The sequence below is a fragment of the Comamonas sp. 7D-2 genome (assembly GCF_022749555.1).
Lineage (GTDB): Bacteria > Pseudomonadota > Gammaproteobacteria > Burkholderiales > Burkholderiaceae_C > Comamonas > Comamonas thiooxydans.
Window position 1 is genome coordinate 3,353,091 of sequence record NZ_CP094238.1, and the last position, 21,521, is coordinate 3,374,611.

Genomic DNA, 21,521 nt, shown 5'->3' on the forward strand with positions numbered 1-21,521 from the left:
CAGTCGATAGCGCGCATCCAGCTATGGAAATTATAGTTTTCTAAAAATTTCCCTGCTGACAGGGCTTTATGCCCGATCAGCAGGGGAATCCGGCCTGTTGAACGCCTGTGCCTCAGAGCCAGTCACGGCGAATCAGGAATTTCTCGAGCAGATCGCGCTCGGGTGTACCGGGCGCATCCTCACGCTGATAGCTCCAGTCCGCATGAGGCGGCATGGACAGCAGAATGGATTCGGTGCGGCCGCCGGACTGCAGGCCGAAATGCGTGCCGCGGTCCCAGACCAGGTTGAATTCCACATAGCGGCCACGGCGGTAGCGCTGGAAATCCACCTGCTGCTGCGTGTACTGCGCATGCCGGCGACGCTCCACGATGGGCAGATAGGCCTTCAGAAAGGCATCGCCAACCGAGCGCAGCATGGCAAAGCTCTGCTGCTGACCCAGTTCGCTGAAATCATCGAAGAAGATGCCGCCAATGCCGCGCTGCTCGTTGCGATGCTTGAGGAAGAAGTACTCGTCGCACCATTGCTTGAAGCGCGGATAGAGCTGATCGCCAAATGGCGCCAGCGCATCACGGCAGATCTGATGGAAATGCACGGCGTCTTCCTCGAAGCCGTAGACCGGCGTCAAATCCATGCCGCCGCCAAACCAGCAGGTCTTGGGCTGTCCCTCATGGCCGGCCGAAATCATGCGCACATTCATGTGCACCGTTGGCACCAAGGGACTGCGCGGATGAAATACCAGCGACACGCCCATGGCCTCGAACGGCGCACCGGCCAGTTCGGGCCGATGCTGTGTGGCCGAGGGCGGCAGTTGCGGCCCGCGCACATGCGAGAAACCGCAGCCTGCGCGCTCGAACACACGCCCGCCCTCCATGATCTTGGTGACACCGTTGCCCTGCAGCTTTTCGCCCGGCTCCTTGTGCCAGGCGTCGGCCAGGAAACGCGCACCACCCTCGCCTTCGATGGCTTCCAGCGCCTCGGTGATGCGGGTCTGCAGACCCATGAGGTACTCACGCACCTCGGCCGCAGGCAGCTGATCAGCCACAGAAGATGAGGATGTCTGGTTCATCAGTCGGCCTTCTTGACGGCACGGAAGCCGATGTCGCGACGATACTGGGCACCATCGAAATGGATACCACGTGCCACGTCATACACCTTCTGCTGCGCCTGCTTGACACTGTCGGCCAACACGGTCACGCAGAGCACGCGACCACCGCTGGTCACAGGCTGGCCGTCATCGCCCAGCTGGGTGCCTGCATGGAAGACCATGGCATCGTCGGCTGAGGCGGGCAGACCGGTGATGACATCGCCCTTGCGCGGGTCTTCGGGGTAGCCGGCAGCAGCCATGACCACGCCCAATGCGGTACGGCGGTCCCACTGCAGCTCCAGCTGGTCGAGCCTGCCTTCGCAGGCTGCCAGCATCACATCCACCAGATCGCTCTTGAGACGCATCATGATGGGCTGGGTTTCCGGATCGCCCATGCGGCAGTTGAACTCCAGCGTCTTGGGGTGACCTGCCTTGTCGATCATCAGACCTGCGTACAGGAAGCCGGTATAGGGCACACCGTCTTTTTCCATGCCACGGATGGTGGGCAGAATGATTTCGCGCATGGCGCGGGCATGCACATCGGCGGTCACCACAGGTGCCGGCGAATAAGCGCCCATGCCGCCGGTGTTGGGGCCCTGGTCGCCATCCTTGAGACGCTTGTGGTCCTGGCTGGTCGCCAGCGCCAGCACGTTCTTGCCGTCGCACAGCACGATGAAGCTGGCTTCCTCGCCGTCGAGGAATTCCTCGATCACGACGCGTGCACCGCCTTCGTTGTGCTGCACACCGTATTTGTTGTCCACCAGCATGAAGTCCACGGCGTCATGGGCCTCCTGCAGCGACATGGCTACCACCACGCCCTTGCCTGCCGCCAGGCCGTCGGCCTTGATGACAATGGGCGCACCGAGGCGATCCACATAGGCATGGGCAGCAACCGGGTCGGTGAAGGTTTCATATTGCGCCGTGGGGATGCTGTGGCGCGCCATGAAGTCCTTGGAGAAGGCCTTGGACGACTCCAGCTGGGCTGCCGTCTTGGTCGGGCCGAAGACCTTGAGTCCGTGGGCTCGGAACTCATCGACCACGCCAGCCGCCAGCGGAGCCTCAGGCCCCACGACGGTCACGGCAATCTTTTCGGCCTGGGCCCATTCGCGCAGAGCCTTCACATCGGTGATGTCGAGGTTCTCCAGCTTGCCGCCAGCCAGGGCAGTGCCACCGTTACCGGGAGCCACATAGACCTTGGTCGCCTTGGGCGATTCGGCCAACTTCCACGCCAGAGCGTGCTCACGGCCACCGCCGCCAATCACAAGAATTTTCATAGTTCTGCGTTGTGGTAGACGTCCTGAACGTCATCCAAGTCTTCAATCATGTCCAGCAGCTTCTGCATGCGAGCTGCATCATCGCCTTCGAGAGCGATTGTATTTTCGGGGCGCATGGTCACCTCGGCCATGTCGGCGGTAAAGCCGGCGGCCTGCAGTGCGTCACGCACGGCTTCAAAGTCGCCGGGGGCCGTCAGCACCTCGATGCCACCTTCATCATCGGTGATCACATCATCGGCACCGGCCTCCAGCGCGATCTCCATGACTTTTTCTTCGTCCGTGCCGGGGGCGAACATGATCTGCCCCACATGCTTGAACTGGAAGGCCACCGAGCCTTCGGTGCCCATATTGCCACCGTACTTGCTGAATGCATGGCGAACATCGGCCACCGTACGTACGCGATTGTCCGTCATTGTGTCCACAATGATGGCCGCGCCGCCGATGCCATAGCCTTCGTAACGGATTTCCTCGTAGGTCACGCCGTCGAGGTTACCCGTGGCCTTGTCGATATTGCGCTTGATATTGTCGGCCGGCATATTGGCGGCCTTGGCCTTGTCCACCGCCAGACGCAGACGCGGGTTGGCGCTCAGATCGCCGCCGCCTTGGCGGGCTGCGACCATGATTTCACGAATGATGCGCGTCCAGATGCGGCCACGTTTTTCATCCTGACGACCCTTGCGGTGCTGGATGTTGGCCCATTTGCTGTGTCCTGCCACAGGGAATCCTTTGATATTTGATTTAACCTAGCGGGAGCGATTTTACTTTTGACTGCATGCCCCCCCAGAGGAAACCCGAAATGGCTTCACCCCTTTTGATTGCCCAGCACTCTGCCACAGAATGTGTACTGCTGCCCGGACTGGCCAATCGGCATGGCCTGATCACCGGTGCCACCGGCACCGGCAAGACCGTCACGCTGCAAAAACTGGCCGAAAGCTTCTCGCAGATAGGCGTGCCGGTCTTCATGGCCGACGTCAAAGGAGACCTGAGCGGTATCAGCCAGGCCGGCAAGATAGGCGACAAGCTGGCCGCCTCGCTCAAGGAGCGCGGCCTGGACCTGCCCCAGCCCCTGGCCTGCCCCGCCACGCTGTGGGATGTGTTCGGCGAGCAGGGCCATCCCGTGCGCGCCACCATCTCGGACATGGGCCCTCTGCTCATAGGCCGCATGCTGAATCTGAACGAGACCCAGATGGGCGTGCTCAATCTGGTGTTCAAGATCGCCGACGACAACGGCATGCTGCTGCTGGACCTCAAGGATCTGCGCGCCATGCTGAACTTCGTGGGCGACAACGCCAAGCAGTTCACCACCCAGTACGGCAACATCAGCTCGGCCAGCGTGGGAGCCATACAGCGCGGACTGCTGACCATCGAAAGCCAGGGCGGCGACAAGTTCTTTGGCGAGCCCATGCTCGACATCAACGATCTGATGCAGACCGACGCCAACGGCATGGGCGTGGTCAATGTGCTGGCGGCGGACAAGCTGATGAACGCGCCGCGCCTGTACTCGACTTTTTTGCTCTGGCTTCTGTCCGAGCTGTTCGAGCAATTGCCGGAAATCGGCGACCCCGAGAAGCCCAAGCTGGTGTTTTTCTTTGACGAGGCCCACCTGCTGTTCAACGATGCGCCCAAGGTGCTGATCGAGCGCATCGAGCTGGTCGTGCGCCTGGTGCGCTCCAAGGGCGTGGGCGTGTACTTCGTCACCCAGAACCCGCTGGACGTTCCCGACAGCGTGCTTGGGCAGCTGGGCAACCGCGTGCAGCATGCCTTGCGCGCCTTCACCCCGCGCGACCAGAAGGCCGTGGCCTCGGCCGCCTCCACCATGCGCCCCAATCCCGGCCTGGACATTGCCGCGGCCATCACCGAGCTGGCCGTGGGCGAGGCCCTGGTCAGCTTCCTCGACGAAAAAGGCCGCCCCAGCGTGACCGAGCGCGTGTTCGTGATCCCGCCCGGCAGCCAGCTCGGCCCCATCACGGCCGAGCAGCGCAAGGCGCTGATCGATGGCTCCCTGGTCGCCGGCGTCTACGAGAAGGCCGTAGACCGCGAATCCGCCTTCGAGATATTGCACGACCGCACTGCGAGCGCCACGCCTGCCAAGCCCGGTGACGCCCCTGCCGCTGCCGCTGCGGCAGGCTCGACCCAGCAAGCCAGCGCCACAGACTCCATGATGGACGGACTCAAGGAGCTACTGTTCGGTCGCACCGGCCCGCGCGGCGGCCAGCACGACGGCCTGGTGCAGACCATGGCCAAGTCCACGGTGCGCACCGTGGGCAACAGCCTGGGCAAGGAAATCCTGCGCGGCGTGCTGGGCGGCATTCTGGGCAACAAGAAACGCTGAGCGCTAAACCACGCCCCGCTCCCAAGGCCTGCTTCAGCAGGCCTTTTTCATGGCCGCAGCAGAGAAAATCCTCAAGGCCGCACTCATTATGTCGATACATAATAAATCCAGCTCCTGGTGCCTGCCGCCAGTCTCCTGGAACGGTGCTGTGCCTGCACAGCCGCTTCTTTCTCTACGCTAACCACGCTGCCCGGTCTTGCCGCAGACCACCAGTTCGCTCCGGCCAGGCAGTGCTTTTGCAATATTTTCAGCCAATGCAATTCAATCAATGGCGTGTCTCCACCAAGCTGTGGTGCACTTTGGGCGGGCTTCTGACCATGATGCTGGCCGTCTCGCTCTGGAACCAGCACTCGTCCACCCAGGCCCTGCAGACCGGCATGCAGACCCTGGCCGACTATGACAATCGCATCAACCTCGCCCTGCAGTGGAAAGGTGCGACCGAGACCACGGGCGAGCGCGTGCTCACCAGCAATATGACCACCGACGAGGCGCTGACCCAGCGCATGGACGAGCGTGTCAGCGAAGGCGTGGCCGTCAATGGGGCACTGCAGGCACAGGTCATCAAACTGGCTCAAAGCGATGCCGACAAGGCCGCCCTGCAGAAGATCGCAGCCGTGCGTGCCGAGGTTCTGGCGCTGAACAAGCAGGCGCGCGAGATCAAGCTGACCGGCGATATCGAAGCCATGCGCGACTTCATCCGCCAGCAATATCTGGGTGCCATTGGCCGCTACGCCGATTCGCTGCAGGACTTTGTGAAGCTGCAGGAGCAGCAGCGCGACGCCGCCAGCCTTCAGTTGCAGCAAGATCAGCAAAAAGCGATCTGGCTGTCCTGGGTGGTTCAGGCCCTGGTGCTGACGGCCGCTCTGGGCCTGGCGCTGGCCCTCACCCGCTCCATCACCCAGCCTCTGAACGAAGCCGTGGAGCTGACCCAGGCCATTGCGCAGGGCGATCTCACGGTAACCGCCGGCAACGACCGCCATGACGAGTTCGGCCGCCTGCTGAGCTCCGTCTCGACCATGGCTGCCCAACTGCGCAGCCTGGTGGCCGATGTACGCACCAGCGTGCACTCCATCAGCACCGCCTCGGCCGAAATCGCCACCGGCAACCACGATCTGTCCGCACGCACCGAGCAGACCGCCGCCAATCTTGAGGAAACCGCAGCCAGCATGGAGCAGCTGACCGCCACCGTCGCCCAGGCCTCGGACACCGCGCGCCAGGCCAACCATCTGGCAGGCAATGCCGCACAAGTGGCCCAGCGTGGCGGCCATGTGGTGCAGTCCGTGGTCAGCAGCATGGGACGCATCAGCGACAGCGCGCACCGCATCTCCGACATCATCGGCGTGATCGACTCCATCGCCTTCCAGACCAATATCCTGGCCCTCAACGCGGCTGTCGAAGCCGCGCGCGCCGGCGAGCAAGGCCGGGGCTTCGCCGTGGTCGCCGGCGAGGTGCGCGCCCTGGCCCACCGCAGTGCCGAGGCCGCCAAGGAGATCAAGGCGCTCATCACCACCTCCGTGGATGCCGCCCAGGAAGGCGCCGACCAGGTCTCCCAGGCAGGCCGCGTGATGGAAGAGATCGTCAGCAGCGTCGGCAAGGTCTCGGACATGATTGGCGAGATCAGTGCCTCGGCCATGGAGCAGCATGACGGCATCAGCCAGGTCAACCAGGCCGTGACCAATCTGGATCAGATGACGCAGCAGAATGCCGCCCTGGTCGAGGAATCCACGGCTGCCGCCGTCTCGCTGAGCGACCAGGCCCAGCGCCTCACCGGCATGGTGGCCGTATTCAAGGTCCAGGCTGCGGACAGAGCGCCGGCCCTGACTGCCTGATCCTGGTTGAAGTTGCTGGAACACAGCATCCATCTCTTCACCAGTTTCTCCGCCGTTCCCTCCATTGCACCCAGGAAGGAATGGCTGACACCGCAGGTTTGACCCAGACCGGTTTTTCTGTCTGCAGTCGCAAGTGTGACTGGCGCAGCCTACGCAGCAAGACACCATGCCGGCATGCCCCATACCTCTGACGACACCTTGCTGACCGCCGGTCTGAGCAGCTTTCGCCTGGACCTGGTTGACCATATTGCCCATCTGGTGCTCAACCGCCCCGATGCCTTCAACACCCTGAATCCCAGGTTCTGGCAGGAGCTGGACCTGGTGCTGGATACGCTGCAGCGCAGCGGCCAGTCGCGCGCCCTGGTAATCAGCAGCACGGGCAAGCATTTTTGCGCCGGCATGGCACTCGAGACCTTTGCCGACCCTGCCTTTGCGCCCAACGACCGCACGCCCGAGGGCCGCGCAGCCATCATCGACACCCTGGCCCAGTTGCAGTCCACCTTCAACAAGATCGAAGCCCTGCGCATGCCCGTGATCTGTGCCATTCAGGGCGCCTGCGTGGGTGGTGGGCTGGATCTGGTGGCCACTGCCTGCATACGCTATGCCAGCGCCGAGTCCTTTTTCTGCGTGCAGGAGATCAATATCGGCATGACCGCCGACCTGGGCAGCCTGCAGCGCCTGCCCAAGCTGATGCCGCTGGGCATCGTCAAGGAGCTGGCCTACACCGGCCGCCGCATGACTGCACAGGAGGCCGCCAGCCACGGTCTGGTCAACGCCGTCTACGACACGCCCGAAGCCACCGTCACAGCAGCTCTCGCCTGCGCGCGCGAAATTGCGGCCAAGCCGCCCGTGGCCATCTGGGGCAGCAAGCAGGTGATCAATTACGCGCGCGACCACAGCGTGAGCGACTCGCTGCAGCAAATGGGCTGGGTGCAGAGCGGTATCTGGAGCAACCGCCATGTCATGGAGGCCGTGAGTGCCATGCAGGCCAAGCGCGCCGGCGACTTCCCCCCGCTGGAGCCGCTGCAGGCGTTTGCACCAGCGCTGCCCCAAGCGGGCAATCGCTCCTGATTAGATAGCAACCAGCCCTTTTCAAAAAAAGGGCCGCATGCTATCCCTGCTCTTGTTTGCCTATCTTTTCGATGCGCTGCAGCACACCATCGAAGTGTCGATGAGCTGCAACGCAGCAATTCGGGTTGAAGTGGACCATGCCCCGCTATCATGGATCAGTCACCACCCCAGCCTGTCTTGCCATGAGCACAAATACCGCCCCCCTGCCCACTTATGACGATGTCGTGGCCGCTGCCCAGCGCCTGCAGGGCGTAGCCCACCGCACGCCGGTACTGACCAGCCGCACCATGGACGAACAGCTGGGCGCGCGCCTGTTCTTCAAGTGCGAGAACCTGCAGCGCATAGGTGCTTTCAAGTTTCGCGGCGCCTACAACGCTCTGGCACAGTTCACGCCCGAGCAGCGCAAGGGCGGTGCCCTGGCCTTTTCCTCAGGCAACCATGCCCAGGCCATTGCCCAGGCAGCGCAGTTGCTGGACATGCCTGCCCTGATCGTCATGCCCGAGGATGCACCGGCCTCCAAGATGGCGGCCACGCGCGGCTATGGCGCCCAGGTCGTCACCTACAACCGCTTCACCGAAGACCGCGAAGCCATCGCCGACAAGCTGGCGACCGAGCGCGGTATGACGCTGATCCCGCCCTACAACCACCGCGACGTGATTGCCGGCCAGGGCACGGCCGTCAAGGAGCTGCTGGAAGAAGTACCGGATCTGGACTATCTGTTTGTCTGCCTGGGCGGCGGCGGTCTGCTCTCGGGCAGTCTGCTGGCCGCCAACGCCCTGGCTCCGCAATGCAAGGTGATCGGCGTCGAGCCCGAAGCCGGCAACGATGTGCAGCAGTCGCTGCGCGCCGGCCATATCGTCAAGATAGCTACGCCGCGCACCATTGCCGACGGTGCTCAGACCCAGGCGCCGGGCGATCTGACCTTTGCCATCATCCAGCAGCGAGTGAACGAGGTTCTTACCGTCAACGACGAGCAATTGGTCCAGGCCATGCGCTTTTATGCCGAGCGCATGAAAATCGTGGTCGAGCCCACGGGATCGCTGTCTCTGGCAGCCGCCATCCACGGCGGTTTGCCGCTCAAGGGCAAGCGCGTGGGCATTGTGATCAGTGGCGGCAATGTGGATTTAGAGCGTTTTGCCAGCCTGCTGTCCGAGTGACAGCGAAAATAGCGTCCGTTGCGGCCCGGCCCGCATCCGCCTGATCTCAATTTTGCAAGCACGAGCCCGCCACAAGCGGGCCTGCCTGCCTTCACCACAAAGACCAAGAACATGAGCACTTTGCATTTGATCGACCACCCCCTGGTCCAGCACAAACTGACACTGATGCGCCGCAAGGAAGCATCGACCAACAGCTTTCGCCGCATGCTGGGCGAGCTGTCCACGCTGATGGCCTATGAGCTGACGCGCGACTTCCCGCTGCAGGATGTCGAGATCGAAACCCCCATGGAAAAGACCATGGGCAAGGTCATCGACGGCAAAAAGCTGGCGCTGGTCTCCATCCTGCGCGCAGGCAACGGCTTCCTGGACGGCATGCTCAACGTGGTGCCCGGTGCCCGTATCGGTCACATCGGCCTGTTCCGCGACCCCGAGACCCTCAAGCCCGTCGAGTACTACTACAAGATGCCCGAGAACATGGGCGAGCGCGACGTGATCGTGGTCGACCCCATGCTGGCCACCGGCAACTCGGCCGTGGCGGCCGTGCAGCAGCTCAAGGACAAGAGCGCGCCCAAGTCCATCAAGTTCATGTGCCTGCTGGCCGCCCCCGAAGGCGTGAAGACCATGCAGGCCGCCCACCCCGATGTGGACATCTACACCGCCGCCGTGGACCGCGAGCTGGACAGCCATGGCTACATCCTGCCCGGCCTGGGTGATGCGGGCGACCGTATCTTCGGCACCAAGTAAGCACGGCTGCTTGCCAACAAAAAGCCCCAGGCGCAAGGTCCTGGGGCTTTTTTCATGCTCAGAACAGCCTGCAGAGCTTATCTATCAAGCGCTGGCAGCTATCAATTTCAGATCCAGCTCAGACCTGATTCAGCGCCATATTGTTGAGCTTGTCCAGCCGTGCAGGCCAGCTGTCCTGCCGGGCCGACTGCAGCAAGATACGCGTCCAGGCAATCCAGGCATCCCACTGCACGCGCTTGTCCCAGGCATTGCCCCAGGTGCAAAAGCACTGCAGCGCGCTCTCGGCGGCTCTAGCAGCATCGGCGCTGCGGCCCGCGCTCAGATAGAGCTGGGCCAGCACCATCTGCGGCTCGCCCACCCAGGGGTTGAGGACCACGGCCTGCTCCAGCGTGGCGGTGGCAGCGTCCAGATCGACCAGCGGCTGATCGAGCTGAATCACCGACCAGTACAGTGCCACGGCCGCAGCCTCGCTGCCTGCGCTCAACAGCTGGCTGCAGTTCGCAAATACGGGTGGCAGCGGCAGCTGGGTCTTGAGAGCAGGATGCTGCAGCGCCTGGCCCAGGCCGCTGATCTGGCTGAGCATGCGGCTGCTGGGGCGCATGGGGCCGGGCCACAGCGACGCTGCCCAGTGCACGGCCTGCTGGCGACTGTGGTCCACGGAAGGGAAACGCGAATAGATGTCTTCCTGCCAGCTGAACCACTGCTCCATGCTGTCGGCCATGCTGACGATCGCGAACACAGCCACTTCATAGGCGGTGAGTCTGATGGTCTCCCGCGGCTCGGGGCCGTTGCGCTCAATCTGCAGGCTGCCGTCGGCGCCCAGCTCGCCTGCCAGCAGCTTTTGCACGAACTGGGTGCGGCTCATGGTGCAGAAAAGATAGACCAGATGCTCGGCCTGCTCCCCGACCAGGCGCTTGAGCTGATCGCGCTCGTTGCCGGCATCGAACTTGACCAGATCGACAAAGGCATTGCCGTAGACACTGTGCAGCAGACCCAGCTGGCGCACCTCCCTGGGTTGCTGCCACAGCGCCAGAGAGCGCGCCACGCCTGCCAGGTGGTGGCGAAAAGTACCGGCCTTGTGCCAATCCTGGCCCACGCCGCGCTCCAGTACCACGGGCAGCAGCGGCGCCAGATCGGCGTCACGGCTCAGCCACTCCTCGTCCAGCAAGGCCTTGGCGCGCTCGAACAGCGGCGCATCCAGTTGATTCCAGGGCTGATTCATGCGGTCACCATGCGGTTGTGTAAGCACCCTTGAAGGTCTTTTCCACAAAGGCCTTGACCTCGGGTGACTGGTAGGCCTTCACAAAGGCCTGCAGGCCTTTGCTGTTTTCATGACCGACGCGCGTGACGATGAGCACGGTCACATAAGGCGTGTTCACATCTTCCAGCGCCAGCGAATCGCCCTGGGGGGACAGACCGGCTGCCACGGCATAGCTGCTATTGACAGCCGCGGCATCCAGATCATCGAGGGCGCGGGCCAGCTGGGCGGCTTCGAGCTCGACAAACCTGAGCTTTCTGGGATTGGCCGTGATGTCCAGCACCGAAGCCCGCGCACCGGCATCGGCCTTGAGCGTGATCAATCCTTGCTTGGCCAGCACCATCAGAGCACGCGAGCCATTGGTGGGATCGTTGGGAATACCCACACGCGCGCCGCTCTTGAGATCGGCCAGCTTTCTGACCTTTCTGGAGTACACGCCCATTTGCTGGTTCACGGCCTTGGCTACGGGCACCAATTTGTAGCCACGATCCTTGTTCTGGGCATCGAGGAAGGGCTGGTGCTGATAGATATTGGCGTCGAGATCGCCGGTGGACAGCGCCGCATTGGGCTGGATGAAGTCGCCAAACTCCACCAACCTGACCTTCAGGCCCTGCCTGGCTGCAACCTGCTTGGCCACTTCGGCAATCTGGGCGTGGGGACCGGCCGTCACGCCAACGGTCACGGCCAGATCCTGGGCCTGGGCCAGCAATGCGGCAGGTACGAAGACGGCAACCGCCAGGGCTTTTACGAGAGAGCGCTTGTGCACCATGGGCACCTTTCAAGACAAATCCGGGAAACTCAGGTCCGCCGAGCATGTGCACACTCAGGGACAGCAGCTTGAAACTTAACGCATAAAGCCCGCCACAACAGCCAGGCTGGAGCCCACCCCCATCACAAAGCGGAATGGCTGGCAGCGCGGCTCGGAAAATATCAATAAGAACAGCCAAATCCCTTACCCATAAAGCGATGAAAGCTATCAAAACAGGAATACCTCAAGCACACCGCATGCTTGACATTGAACTGCACTTCAAGCTTAAGTTGGGAGCCACAGGAGACACCCCATGCCTCGTCGCATTCTTCACGTCGTCAGCAACGTCGCCCATTACGATGACCCTGCCGAGCCCACCGGCCTGTGGCTGTCGGAGCTCAGTCATGCCTGGGAAGTCTTTGCTCGGCGGGGTTATGCGCAGCACCTGGTCAGCCCGCTGGGTGGCCGCTCGCCACTGGAGCCGCGCTCGCTGAAATGGCCGAACCGGGATGCCACGGCCAGGGCGTGGCTGGCGGATGCAGCGCGCATGGCCCTGCTCTCCAACACGGCTGCGCCTGATGCCGTGGACGCGCAAGACTTTGATGCCATTTATTTCACTGGCGGCCATGCCGTGATGTGGGACTTTCCATCCTCTCAGGGGCTGCAGCGCATCACGCGCGACATTCATGAGCGCGGTGGCGTCGTTGCCTCGGTCTGCCACGGTTATTGCGGCCTGCTCGAAACCCGTCTGTCCGATGGCTCGCTGCTGGTCGCCGGACGCAGGCTGACAGGCTTTTCCTGGCTGGAAGAAAGGCTGGCCGGCGTGGCCGGCCAAGTGCCATACAACGCCGAAGCGTTGATGCGCCAGCGCGGTGCCCGGTATGAGAAAGCCTGGCTGCCCTTTGTCTCCAAGATCGTGACGGACGGCAGGCTGGTGACGGGGCAGAACCCGCAGTCGGCCCGGGCCACTGCCCTGCAAGTGGCTCAGTTGCTGGGCTGAGCGGGCCGGCCCGTCGCCTCCCCCTCCCGCCCCAGCAAGCGCATCTGCGACAGCACGCGCCTTGCATTGCCAGCGCAGTCCATGTCTTCGGGTCTGGCCTCGATCTGGGCGATCAGCTCGCCCAGTTCGGCTCGATTTTGCGTCAGCTGTGCCAGCATCAGATCGATGCTCTGCAGCTTGCGATGCAGTGTGGCCAGCAACTCGTCATGCGGCCACTGCTTGAGATCGCCCGGCAGCAACTGGCGCAGCTCCTGCAGGCTGAAGCCGGCCCGCTGCGCCGTGGCAATCAGCCTGAGCGCCAGTACCGCCTCCTCGGGATAGCTGCGATAGCCGTTGGCCTGGCGCTGGGCAGCGCTCAGCAAACCGATGCGTTCGTAAAAGCGAATGCGCGATGCGGCAAGACCTGTGCGCTGGGCGAGTTCTCCGATCTTCATGTCCGCCATTCTCGCGCAATCCGCGCTTGACCTTGAACCAAGCTTCAAGCTTACGCTTGCCTTATTCCCGGCCATCAAGGCTGGTGAAGCTATTCATCCAGGAGCAGGAATGCAGACCATATTGGGCGCCAACGGGCAGATCGCCACCGAGCTGGCGCGCGAACTCAAGCGCAACTACAGCGATGAGCTCAAGCTGGTGAGCCGCAACCCGCGCAAGGTACATGACACCGACCTGCTCGAAGCCGCCGATCTGCTCGATGCCGAGCAGACTGCCAGGGCCGTTCAGGGCAGCAGCGTGGTGTATTTCACCGCAGGCCTGCCTCCCGATACCCGGCTTTGGGAGCAGCAGTTTCCGACCATGCTGCACAACGCTCTGGCGGCCAGCCGCGCTGCAGGCGCTCCATTTGTCTACTTCGACAACACCTATATGTACCCGCAGAACGCGCAACTGCAGACCGAGCAGACGGCGTTTGCCCCTGTGGGGCGCAAAGGCCGGGTGCGCGCCGCCATGGCCGAGATGGTGCTGTCCGAGATGGCGCGCAGCGAGATTCCCGTGCTGATCGCGCGCGCCCCCGAGTTCTACGGCCCGGCCCAGACGCAGAGCATTACCAACACCTTGGTGATTGACAGGTTCAAGGCCGGCAAGACCCCGCTGGCCCCGGTGCGTGACGACCGTCTGCGCACCCTGATCTGGACGCCCGATGCCAGCCGCTCGCTGGCCTTGCTGGGCAACACGCCAGATGCTTACGGCCAGACCTGGCATCTGCCATGCGACGATGAGCGTCCCAGCTACAAGCAACTGATCGACTGGGCCAGCCAGAGCTTTGGTCGCCCTCTCCGGTCTTCCCGCCATCACCTGCTGCCCCGCTGGGCACTGAGCGCAGCCAGCCTGATCTCCAAACCCGTGGCCGAGCTGCAAGAGCTGCTGCCCCGCTATGCCCACGACAATCTGTTTGACTCCAGCAAGTTCAAGCAGGCATTTCCGGGGTTTGCCGTCACCAGCTACCGGCAGGGGCTGGCGCTGATTGCCGATGAATTCCAGAGAAATCAGCAGCAATCCCTTGCCCAACCTTCGGAAGCAGCTATCAAATAAGAATCGATAGTTAAAAAACTACCAGCTCAGCGCCTGGGCCAGTTGCTCGGCCCGGGTTTGCTCGCGCGGACTCGCCACCGAGGCGCGCAGGATGGCGCGGCTTTCGCCCTGATCAACGATCCAGAAGACGACGCGCTTGACGGGAGCAGAGCCCGGCCGGCTCTCCTGCGGGCTCACTTCAAACGTCCATTGGCGACCTTCAGGCCGGCGGTCCCTGGAGCGCGTCTGCGCAGTGAAGCTACGCTTCTTCAAGCTCCCCGCCTTCAGGCGGAACTGCTTTTCCAGCGCGGTGCGCAACAGCTTTTCCTGCGCTTCGTCGGACTCGGGGATCTTCAGCCCCGTGGTCAGGCCAAGCAACTGCCCGGTCATCAGATCGCGGTACATCATGCGCTGCGAGTCCCGTGGCTCCTGCAGATGAAAGCCCGCCGCGCGCATGGGCAGCACCATGCCGGTGCGCCGATTTTCCAGCTCGGCCACCTTCGGGTCCTGGGCCTGCACCCAGATGTTCTGCAGCCCGCCAGCATTGCGCAGGTACTGGCGCATCAGTCGCGCGGCATCGCCGTCGCGGCCCTGCTGCGCTGCCAGCTCGGCCCCATATTGCTGGGCCAGGTCCACCAGCTCGGACTCCAGCCTGAACAGGCTGACATAGGGCCAGGCCTGCAGTGCCTGATCCAGATAGCGGCTGGCCTCGGCTTGCTGACCGGCCTTGAAGGCCGAGATGCCCGCCACCGTATTCAGGCGTGCCAGCTCGGCGGGAAACTGGGCATCGGCCAAGGCCGCGCGGGCCAGTTGACCGGCCCTGGGCCAGTCGTCATCGACCCGCCAGGCGTGGCTCACCTCGCGCTCCTGGCGCGGTAGCTCTGGCGGCAGCTCGGGCGCTTTGGGCCATTGCATGGCCTGCCACAGCAGGGGCAACTGCTGCAGCGCGCTATCACGCTCGCTGTCCATTTGCTCGGCGTGCAGGTTCAGATTCCAGTTGCCGCGCACCAGACCCCAGTCCAGGTGCAGGATGTCGGGCCTCCCCTCTTCTCTTTTCTCGCGGCTGGCTTGCTGGATTTGCAAGGCGTCGGCAAACGGCAGGGCCGGCAGCCTGAGCGCAGGCTCGGGCGTCTGCTCGCTGGCCAAACTGCCGCGCTCCTGCTTCAGCAACTGCTGCCTGGCTGCAACGTCCATGTCTTTCAGACCATCGTCATAACCGAGCCGCATGCGGACCCGCAGGCGCCTGCCATCGGGCTTCAGATAGACGTACTCCAGGCTCGCGACATCCTTGCGATCCCTGGCCGGCTCCAGCTGGACCAGTACCCAGCGCCCCTGCACCAGCGGCACGCTGAGCTGCGCGGCCTGGTAGTGCAGCTGCTGGTCTGCCGTATTCCACTGCCACAGCGGCTCAAAAGCCTTGGACTCCTGCCGGAGCGCCTGCAGATAGCGAGTCAGTGCGCCCTGATCGCCGGCCATCATGGCGGCCGTCAGACCGCGCTGTATCAGCGCCTGCATCTGACCGCTGACCGGGTCGTAGCCCTCGGCCGCGGCCAGAGCCATCATCCGGTCGGTCTGCAACACGGCCTGCGCGTACTGCCCTTGCTGATAGAGCAAGGCGTAGAGCAAACCGGAGGCATCGAGCTGCTCGTAAGGATTGCCGCGCGGCAGCGTCATGTCCAGCAGCTTCCGCGCCTGGGCAACGGCATCGTCCCAGCGCCTGCCCTGTGCCGCCTCAACCACGGCACGGCGCAGCCTGAAAAAAGGCGAATCCTGTTCGGCAGGCGAATCCGCCTGTCGCGCAACCCCCGTCTGCCTTTCAGGCTCGGCCGCCTGCGGCGCAGGGCCCGCCAGCAACAAGGCCACCGCCATCGCGGTCAGGGAAACAGGCGCGGGAATGCGAGGTAAGAAAACCATGAAGTCGATCCACAAGACAGTTCAGCAGGCTTGCAGTATAGAAAGCGGCTGCCGGGCCGCTGGTCTGGGACGACTCGGGGCAAAAAAAAGAGCGGCCCTCGGGGCCGCTCGTTTTGCCATGCTGCGATGACTTCAGTCCACCAGACCTGCGTAGACATGCTGCACGTCGTCGTCGTTTTCCAGACCGGCCAGGAATTCCTGCACTTCTTCCTGCTGCTCGGCAGACAGGCTGCTCATGCTGATGGGGTTCTTGGCCTTGTAGCCCAGCTTGACCGACAGCACCTTGATGCCTTGCGCGGGCAGAGCCTTGCTCACGGCATCCAGATCGGCAATATCGGTAATGAACAGGGTGGTACCTTCTTCTTCACCAGCTTCGAAGTCTTGCGCGCCGGCTTCGATGGCGGCCATTTCGACGTCGGCACCGTTTTCAGGCTCGCCTTCGATCATGCCCACATGGTCAAAATCCCAGGCCACGGCGCTCATCTGTCCCTTGCGGAAGCAGACACGCATATTCGGAGCCGTGCGATTGGGATTGTCGGTCAGACATTCCACCATCACGGGCACACGATGAGGAGCATAGCCCTCAAACAGCACGCTGGAATAGTTCACGGCATCGGCGCCAACGCCGGCGCCCTTCTTGATGGCGCGATCCAGCGTGTCCTTGGGCATGGAAGCCTTGCGGGCCGCTTCCACCGCCATGCGCAGGCGTGAGTTGGCAGCAGGGTCGCCGCCGCCCAGACGGGCTGCAACCATGATTTCCTTGACCAGCTTGCCAAACAGCTTACCCTTGGCATCGGCGACCAGCGCCTTGCCCTTTGCTTTCCATTGCGCGCCCATGGCTGCGTTCCTTGTTGAATGTTGTCAAAACCCGCGCTATGCACACGCAAGCCGCCCGCCAAAACATCGGCGAGCAAAAGCCGGATTTATACACCTGCGCGCAATCTTTTGTCGGCAAACTGCATCAAGTCCGGGTCATAAATACAGGCAAACAGCAAGCGGCTGACCGCCCACCTAGGAGGAAAAAATGCACCGCATCACCATTCACGCCCTCACCTGCAGCGTGCTGGCCCTGCTCGGCTCGCAGGCCCTGGCGGCAGCCGAGCTGGGCACGCAAACCGTGGCAACGGGGCTGGAGCACCCCTGGGCACTGGCCTTCTTGCCAGACGGACGCTATCTGGTCACGGAGCGCCCCGGCCGCATGCGCATTGTGGAGGCCGGGGGCAGGCTCAACGCCCCTCTCAAAGGTCTTCCCGCCATTGCCGCAGCCGGGCAAGGCGGCCTGCTGGACGTGGTGCTGGACAGCGACTTTGCCAGCAACCGCCAGCTCTATTTCTGCTTCTCGGAACCGGGTCAGGGAGCGGACCGGGGCAAGAACAGCACGGCCATGGCCAAAGCCCGACTCTCAGCCGACGCCAGCGCCCTGGAAAACGTGCAGATTCTGTTCAGCCAGCGCCCCAAGATCGATTCGGCCCTGCACTTCGGCTGCCGCATAGTGGAGCGCAAGGTGAACGGCAAGCCCGACGGCTCGCTGTTTCTGAGCCTGGGCGAGCGCTACAAGGCCATGCAGGAGGCCCAGAACCTGCAGACCCACCTGGGCAAGATCGTGCGCGTCAACAAGGATGGCAGCGTGCCTCGCGACAACCCCTTTGCGGGCAGGCCCGATGCGCTGGCCGAAATCTGGAGCTATGGCCACCGCAACAGCCAGGGCGCCGCACTGGGGCCGGATGACGAACTCTGGATGACAGAGCATGGCCCGCAGGGCGGCGATGAACTCAACCGCATCGAGCCAGGCAAGAATTACGGCTGGCCCGTCATTACCTATGGCGAAAACTATGGCGGCGGCAAGATCGGTGCCGGCATCACCGAAAAGACGGGCATGGAACAACCCCGGCATTACTGGGTACCGTCCATCGCTGCTTCGGGACTCGCCTATCTGAGCAGCGAGCGCTATGGCGTGGCCTGGAAAGGCTCCTTCATCACGGGTGCGCTCAAGGCCATGCAGCTGCAGCGCCTGCAGATTGCCGATGGCAGGGTCACCGCCACTGAAGTGCTGCTGCCGCGCCTGGGCCAGCGCGTACGCGATGTGCGCCAGGGACCGGACGGCCTGCTGTACCTGCTCACCGATTCATCCAATGGGCAATTGATGCGCGTGCTGGCAACGCCTTGAGCTTAGATCAGCGCAGCACGCCGCGGCTTTTGAGCCAGTAGAGATAGCCCACTATGCAGAGCCAGAAGATGGCCTCTCCCAGCCACAAGCCCAGCGACAGCATATCGACCTGGCTGCCGAGCCTGCTGACATACCAGAACATGCCAGCCTGGCTGACCACGCCGAGCACCACGTAAAGAGCGCCCAGCAGCAAAGCTGCGCGATTGCGCGTCCACAGCAGCCACACCAGCGTGAAGCACATGGCCGAGTTCAGCGCCAGCATGGCCTGCAGCACCAGCGCCCACTGAATCCTGGCGCCAGTACGCCAGCCGTCGGAGAAATCGGCCTCCAGCAACATCCACCCGCTCATCAGGCCAAGAAAGCCGAACAGACACATCAACAGGGCCAGCCCTTTGCCATAGGGCTGCTCCCACAGAACTTGCTTTGCTGTCATCCGTCCACTGTCCCTGTCTGATTCAAAACATCTGAGGGCCCGCCATGCTCACCCGGGCAACCAAGGAGCCACAGTGTGCCATCGCGCCCCTGGTTTCGCGCCACAATCGGCAGCAGTACAGAACAGGCGCTCATATGCTCAATGCCTTGTGGCTCGGTTTTTTTCTCGTGGCAGCAGTGGCTGCCCTCGCGCAGTGGCTGCTGGGCGGTCAGGCAGATGTGTTCTCATCCATGGTGCAGGCTCTATTTGCCATGGCCAGGCTGTCGGTCGAAGTGATGGTGCTGCTGTTTGGCACGCTCACGCTGTGGCTGGGCTTTCTGCGCATTGCAGAAAAGGCGGGCGTGGTCGAATGGCTGGCAAAAATGCTGGGCCCACTGTTTGCCAAGCTCATGCCCGAGGTGCCGCGCGGTCACCCAGCACTGGGCCTGATCACGCTGAACTTTGCCGCCAACGGGCTGGGGCTGGACAACGCGGCCACGCCCATGGGCCTCAAGGCCATGCGTGCGCTGCAGGAGCTGAACCCGCAGCCCGACACCGCGACCAATGCGCAGATTCTGTTTCTCGTGCTCAATGCCTCGTCGCTGACGCTGCTGCCGGTCACCATCTTCATGTACCGCATGCAGCAGGGTGCGGCCGATCCGACGCTGGTCTTCCTGCCGATTCTGCTGGCCACTTCCGCCTCTACGCTGGTGGGCCTGTTCAGCGTCGCACTCGTGCAGCGGCTGCCCCTGTTCAGTCCCGTGGTGCTGGCCTACCTGCTGCCCGTGGGGCTGGCGCTGGCAGCCTTTATGGCCTTTCTGGCCACGCTCAGCGCGGCGGCGCTGGCCCAGCTTTCCTCGCTCATGGGCAACCTCACGCTGTTTGCGCTGATCGTGCTGTTCGTGGGCGTGGGCGCGCTGCGCAAGGTGGCCGTGTACGACAGCTTTATCGAGGGGGCCAAGGAGGGCTTCGATGTGGCCAGGAACCTGCTGCCCTATCTAGTCGCCATGCTTTGCGCCGTGGGCGTGTTTCGCGCCTCGGGGGCACTGGAATATGCGCTGTCGGCCATCCGCTGGACGGTGGACGTCCTGGGCGTGGACGCCCGCTTTGTCGATGCCCTGCCCACGGCGCTGGTCAAACCCTTTTCGGGTAGCGCGGCCCGCGCCATGCTGATCGAGACCATGCAAAGCCAGGGCGTGGACAGTTTTGCGGCTCTGGCCGCAGCCACGATTCAGGGCAGTACCGAAACCACGTTCTACGTGCTGGCCGTGTACTTTGGTGCCGTGGGCATTCAGCGCGCGCGCCATGCCGTGCCCTGCGCGCTGGTGGCCGAGCTGGCCGGCGTGGTTGCGGCCATCGTGGTTTGCTATCGCTTTTTTGGTTGATGTCCGGGAAACCGCATGACAGCTTCAGACCCCCTCTTAGAACGCTCCTGGCGGCGAGCCTGGCAGGCGCTTCACGCCACGCCGCCCCATGACCTGCAACAGGCCATTCTTGCCGCCTATGCCGAGCCGCAGCGCCACTATCACACGCTGCAGCATCTGAGCGAATGCCTGGCGCATTTCGAAACCGTGGCGTACCAGGCCCGGCACCCTGGCGAAGTAGAGATCGCGCTCTGGTTCCATGACGCCGTCTACGACGTCAAGGGCAAGGACAATGAACTGCGTAGCGCACGCTGGGCTGTCCAGGTCCTGGACGACAACGGCGTGGCCGAGGCCGCCTGCCGGCGCGTGCACGCTCTCATCATGGCCACCTGTCATGAATCCACGCCCGAGGACGATGAGGCCCGGTTGCTCGTGGACATCGACCTGGCCATCCTCGGCGCCGCCCCCGGCCGGTTTGCCGAGTACGACACCCAGGTGCGGGCCGAATACGCCTGGGTGCCACGCCCAATCTATGCGCTCAAGCGAAGGCAGGTGCTCAAGGGCTTTCTTCAGCGCAAGGCCATCTACGCCACCTCGCACTTCCACGCCCTGCTGGAGCAGCAGGCCCGCAGCAATCTGCAGCGGGCCGTGGCCTAGGACGGGCGGGCGTCGTCATTCGCGCCATGGCCTGACGCTATTGCGTGCGGCCCACCACGAGGCGCACCGCCACATAGTCCTCCAGCGGCTTGTCGCTGGGAGCGGCCCAGGCAGCGCGCGTCGCCTCCGATGCCGGCAGATTGATGGCCACTCCCGTCGGCGGCACGGGCTTCATGAACCACTTGTCGTAGAGCGCGGCCACTTCGCCGCTGGATGCCAGCTCGCGGATCTGGGCGTCGAACAGCTTCTTGAATTCAGGCGACTTCCTGTCCAGCATGATGGCAATGGGCTCCACGCTGAAGGGCTCGCCCACGATGGCGTACTGCCCTGGATCACGCAGCCGCGACAGTCCCGACGCCAGGATCTGGCCGTCCGCCACACAGGCATCCGCGCGGCCCGTCTCCAGCAGGATGAAGCATTCGGCATTGTCCTTGGCCATCAGCACATTGAAGTCCACGCCCTTTTCCTTGCTGAAGCGCCTGAGCAGGGTCACGGCCGTGGCGCCCGTGGTCGCGGCCACGTTGCGTCCCTTGAGCTGCGCCACCTCGGTGATGCCCGAGCTCTTGCGCACGGCCGTGCGCACCTCCTCCATGTAGACCGTGGGTGCGAACGCCACCTCCTTCTGGCGTGCCGCATTGTTGGTGGTAGTGCCGCATTCCACATCCACCGTGCCGTTGGCGACCAGGGGCACGCGGTTTTGCGCCGTCACCATCTGATAGCGGATCTCCAGCCGCGGCAGCTTCAACTGCTGCTGCATGCGTGCCAGCGCCTTCTCGCACAGCTCCACATGAAAGCCCGCGTACTTGCCGTTGCCCAGGGTGTAGGACATGGTGCCCGAGGCCTCGCGCACGCCCATGGTCACCACACCCGTATCCCTGATCCTGTCCAGCGTCTCGGCCTGCGCTGCGCCGGCCAGGCAGGCGGCCGCCCCCATGACGATATGGCTCAATATGACTTTCATCGTTCAATCCTTTTTGTTCTTGCCTGGAGAAAAACACCGTTTT

General features: G+C 63.3%; 20 protein-coding genes. 10 read left to right on the forward strand and 10 right to left on the reverse strand.

The genetic code is table 11. The features are described from left to right. Window positions 1–112 precede the first annotated feature (112 nt). The 3 genes from hemF to MPZ60_RS15510 are packed head-to-tail and all read right to left on the reverse strand — an operon-like array spanning window position 113 to window position 3,074. Complete coding sequence (gene hemF / locus MPZ60_RS15500) at window positions 113–1,066, reverse strand: oxygen-dependent coproporphyrinogen oxidase (RefSeq protein WP_052057659.1); 954 nt, start codon at window positions 1,064–1,066, stop codon at window positions 113–115. Then, window positions 1,066–2,358 (reverse strand): phosphoribosylamine--glycine ligase, encoded by a 1,293-nt coding sequence (purD, locus tag MPZ60_RS15505; RefSeq protein WP_034358395.1) that lies wholly within the window; start codon window positions 2,356–2,358, stop codon window positions 1,066–1,068. The genes hemF and purD overlap by 1 nt, the downstream gene beginning before the upstream one ends. Continuing rightward, a complete protein-coding gene (locus MPZ60_RS15510; protein ID WP_003053891.1) occupies window positions 2,355–3,074 on the reverse strand; it encodes a YebC/PmpR family DNA-binding transcriptional regulator in 720 nt (239 codons plus the stop codon). The genes purD and MPZ60_RS15510 overlap by 4 nt, the downstream gene beginning before the upstream one ends. Window positions 3,075–3,154: 80 nt before the next feature. Here MPZ60_RS15510 and MPZ60_RS15515 point away from each other — a divergent pair, with 80 nt between their 5' ends. From MPZ60_RS15515 to upp, 5 genes are all read left to right on the forward strand, one after another. Then, a complete protein-coding gene (locus tag MPZ60_RS15515) occupies window positions 3,155–4,690 on the forward strand; it encodes a helicase HerA-like C-terminal domain-containing protein (protein WP_034358396.1) in 1,536 nt (511 codons plus the stop codon). Between the two features lie 254 nt (window positions 4,691–4,944). Further along, a complete protein-coding gene (locus tag MPZ60_RS15520) occupies window positions 4,945–6,519 on the forward strand; it encodes a methyl-accepting chemotaxis protein (protein WP_034358397.1) in 1,575 nt (524 codons plus the stop codon). 174 nt (window positions 6,520–6,693) lie between these two features. After that, entirely contained in the window at window positions 6,694–7,590 is an 897-nt protein-coding gene (locus MPZ60_RS15525) for an enoyl-CoA hydratase-related protein (RefSeq protein ID WP_034358398.1), read from the forward strand. A 182-nt stretch (window positions 7,591–7,772) separates the two neighbouring features. Further along, the gene (locus tag MPZ60_RS15530; RefSeq protein WP_034358401.1) at window positions 7,773–8,747 is read left to right on the forward strand and encodes a threo-3-hydroxy-L-aspartate ammonia-lyase; all 975 of its coding nucleotides are present in this window, start codon (window positions 7,773–7,775) and stop codon (window positions 8,745–8,747) included. A gap of 111 nt (window positions 8,748–8,858) precedes the next feature. Continuing rightward, complete coding sequence (gene upp, locus MPZ60_RS15535; protein WP_003062768.1) at window positions 8,859–9,491, forward strand: uracil phosphoribosyltransferase; 633 nt, start codon at window positions 8,859–8,861, stop codon at window positions 9,489–9,491. 118 nt (window positions 9,492–9,609) lie between these two features. On the opposite strand, the gene MPZ60_RS15540 is transcribed toward upp, so the two are convergent. Both MPZ60_RS15540 and MPZ60_RS15545 read right to left on the reverse strand, forming a co-directional pair. Then, window positions 9,610–10,713 (reverse strand): DUF6817 domain-containing protein, encoded by a 1,104-nt coding sequence (locus MPZ60_RS15540; protein ID WP_034358403.1) that lies wholly within the window; start codon window positions 10,711–10,713, stop codon window positions 9,610–9,612. Between the two features lie 4 nt (window positions 10,714–10,717). Next, on the reverse strand, window positions 10,718–11,518 hold the full coding sequence (locus tag MPZ60_RS15545; RefSeq protein ID WP_034377632.1) for a MetQ/NlpA family ABC transporter substrate-binding protein: 801 nt from the start codon (window positions 11,516–11,518) through the stop codon (window positions 10,718–10,720). Window positions 11,519–11,810: 292 nt separating this feature from the next. Here MPZ60_RS15545 and MPZ60_RS15550 point away from each other — a divergent pair, with 292 nt between their 5' ends. Beyond that, window positions 11,811–12,497: a type 1 glutamine amidotransferase domain-containing protein gene (locus tag MPZ60_RS15550; protein ID WP_034358407.1), complete on the forward strand. Its 687-nt coding sequence runs from the start codon at window positions 11,811–11,813 to the stop codon at window positions 12,495–12,497. Here MPZ60_RS15550 and MPZ60_RS15555 read toward each other — a convergent pair. After that, complete coding sequence (locus MPZ60_RS15555; RefSeq protein ID WP_034358626.1) at window positions 12,482–12,931, reverse strand: MerR family transcriptional regulator; 450 nt, start codon at window positions 12,929–12,931, stop codon at window positions 12,482–12,484. The genes MPZ60_RS15550 and MPZ60_RS15555 overlap by 16 nt on opposite strands. Before the next feature lie 109 nt (window positions 12,932–13,040). Between MPZ60_RS15555 and MPZ60_RS15560 the strand changes: the two genes are divergently transcribed. Continuing rightward, on the forward strand, window positions 13,041–14,024 hold the full coding sequence (locus tag MPZ60_RS15560; RefSeq protein WP_034358409.1) for an NAD-dependent epimerase/dehydratase family protein: 984 nt from the start codon (window positions 13,041–13,043) through the stop codon (window positions 14,022–14,024). An 18-nt stretch (window positions 14,025–14,042) separates the two neighbouring features. Here MPZ60_RS15560 and MPZ60_RS15565 read toward each other — a convergent pair whose 3' ends face one another. Both MPZ60_RS15565 and MPZ60_RS15570 read right to left on the reverse strand, forming a co-directional pair. Continuing rightward, the gene (locus MPZ60_RS15565) at window positions 14,043–15,917 is read right to left on the reverse strand and encodes a hypothetical protein (RefSeq protein ID WP_242607133.1); all 1,875 of its coding nucleotides are present in this window, start codon (window positions 15,915–15,917) and stop codon (window positions 14,043–14,045) included. 132 nt (window positions 15,918–16,049) lie between these two features. After that, the gene (locus tag MPZ60_RS15570) at window positions 16,050–16,754 is read right to left on the reverse strand and encodes a YebC/PmpR family DNA-binding transcriptional regulator (RefSeq protein ID WP_003053809.1); all 705 of its coding nucleotides are present in this window, start codon (window positions 16,752–16,754) and stop codon (window positions 16,050–16,052) included. 187 nt (window positions 16,755–16,941) lie between these two features. Between MPZ60_RS15570 and MPZ60_RS15575 the strand changes: the two genes are divergently transcribed. After that, window positions 16,942–18,084: a PQQ-dependent sugar dehydrogenase gene (locus MPZ60_RS15575; RefSeq protein WP_034358411.1), complete on the forward strand. Its 1,143-nt coding sequence runs from the start codon at window positions 16,942–16,944 to the stop codon at window positions 18,082–18,084. A 7-nt stretch (window positions 18,085–18,091) separates the two neighbouring features. Here the strand turns inward: MPZ60_RS15575 and MPZ60_RS15580 are convergent, their stop codons facing one another. Further along, the gene (locus MPZ60_RS15580) at window positions 18,092–18,517 is read right to left on the reverse strand and encodes a hypothetical protein (protein ID WP_034358413.1); all 426 of its coding nucleotides are present in this window, start codon (window positions 18,515–18,517) and stop codon (window positions 18,092–18,094) included. Window positions 18,518–18,651: 134 nt separating this feature from the next. Here MPZ60_RS15580 and MPZ60_RS15585 point away from each other — a divergent pair, with 134 nt between their 5' ends. Together MPZ60_RS15585 and MPZ60_RS15590 are read left to right on the forward strand one after the other, a co-directional pair. Then, window positions 18,652–19,881 (forward strand): nucleoside recognition domain-containing protein, encoded by a 1,230-nt coding sequence (locus MPZ60_RS15585; RefSeq protein ID WP_034358630.1) that lies wholly within the window; start codon window positions 18,652–18,654, stop codon window positions 19,879–19,881. A gap of 15 nt (window positions 19,882–19,896) precedes the next feature. Beyond that, a complete protein-coding gene (locus tag MPZ60_RS15590; protein ID WP_034358415.1) occupies window positions 19,897–20,517 on the forward strand; it encodes an N-methyl-D-aspartate receptor NMDAR2C subunit in 621 nt (206 codons plus the stop codon). Window positions 20,518–20,554: 37 nt separating this feature from the next. On the opposite strand, the gene MPZ60_RS15595 is transcribed toward MPZ60_RS15590, so the two are convergent. After that, a complete protein-coding gene (locus MPZ60_RS15595) occupies window positions 20,555–21,478 on the reverse strand; it encodes an amino acid ABC transporter substrate-binding protein (RefSeq protein WP_034358417.1) in 924 nt (307 codons plus the stop codon). Window positions 21,479–21,521 lie beyond the last annotated feature (43 nt).

Bases quoted from the DNA above. Each gene is read 5' to 3' on its own strand.
- upp (WP_003062768.1), top strand. From the start codon at position 8,859: ATGAGCACTTTGCATTTGATCGACCACCCCCTGGTCCAGCACAAACTG.
- MPZ60_RS15565 (WP_242607133.1), bottom strand. From the start codon at position 15,917: ATGGTTTTCTTACCTCGCATTCCCGCGCCTGTTTCCCTGACCGCGATG.
- MPZ60_RS15585 (WP_034358630.1), top strand. From the start codon at position 18,652: ATGCTCAATGCCTTGTGGCTCGGTTTTTTTCTCGTGGCAGCAGTGGCT.
- purD (WP_034358395.1), bottom strand. From the start codon at position 2,358: ATGAAAATTCTTGTGATTGGCGGCGGTGGCCGTGAGCACGCTCTGGCG.
- MPZ60_RS15525 (WP_034358398.1), top strand. From the start codon at position 6,694: ATGCCCCATACCTCTGACGACACCTTGCTGACCGCCGGTCTGAGCAGC.
- MPZ60_RS15545 (WP_034377632.1), bottom strand. From the start codon at position 11,518: ATGGTGCACAAGCGCTCTCTCGTAAAAGCCCTGGCGGTTGCCGTCTTC.
- MPZ60_RS15515 (WP_034358396.1), top strand. From the start codon at position 3,155: ATGGCTTCACCCCTTTTGATTGCCCAGCACTCTGCCACAGAATGTGTA.
- MPZ60_RS15580 (WP_034358413.1), bottom strand. From the start codon at position 18,517: ATGACAGCAAAGCAAGTTCTGTGGGAGCAGCCCTATGGCAAAGGGCTG.
- MPZ60_RS15530 (WP_034358401.1), top strand. From the start codon at position 7,773: ATGAGCACAAATACCGCCCCCCTGCCCACTTATGACGATGTCGTGGCC.
- hemF (WP_052057659.1), bottom strand. From the start codon at position 1,066: ATGAACCAGACATCCTCATCTTCTGTGGCTGATCAGCTGCCTGCGGCC.
- MPZ60_RS15540 (WP_034358403.1), bottom strand. From the start codon at position 10,713: ATGAATCAGCCCTGGAATCAACTGGATGCGCCGCTGTTCGAGCGCGCC.
- MPZ60_RS15550 (WP_034358407.1), top strand. From the start codon at position 11,811: ATGCCTCGTCGCATTCTTCACGTCGTCAGCAACGTCGCCCATTACGAT.
- MPZ60_RS15595 (WP_034358417.1), bottom strand. From the start codon at position 21,478: ATGAAAGTCATATTGAGCCATATCGTCATGGGGGCGGCCGCCTGCCTG.
- MPZ60_RS15555 (WP_034358626.1), bottom strand. From the start codon at position 12,931: ATGAAGATCGGAGAACTCGCCCAGCGCACAGGTCTTGCCGCATCGCGC.
- MPZ60_RS15570 (WP_003053809.1), bottom strand. From the start codon at position 16,754: ATGGGCGCGCAATGGAAAGCAAAGGGCAAGGCGCTGGTCGCCGATGCC.
- MPZ60_RS15520 (WP_034358397.1), top strand. From the start codon at position 4,945: ATGCAATTCAATCAATGGCGTGTCTCCACCAAGCTGTGGTGCACTTTG.
- MPZ60_RS15575 (WP_034358411.1), top strand. From the start codon at position 16,942: ATGCACCGCATCACCATTCACGCCCTCACCTGCAGCGTGCTGGCCCTG.
- MPZ60_RS15590 (WP_034358415.1), top strand. From the start codon at position 19,897: ATGACAGCTTCAGACCCCCTCTTAGAACGCTCCTGGCGGCGAGCCTGG.
- MPZ60_RS15560 (WP_034358409.1), top strand. From the start codon at position 13,041: ATGCAGACCATATTGGGCGCCAACGGGCAGATCGCCACCGAGCTGGCG.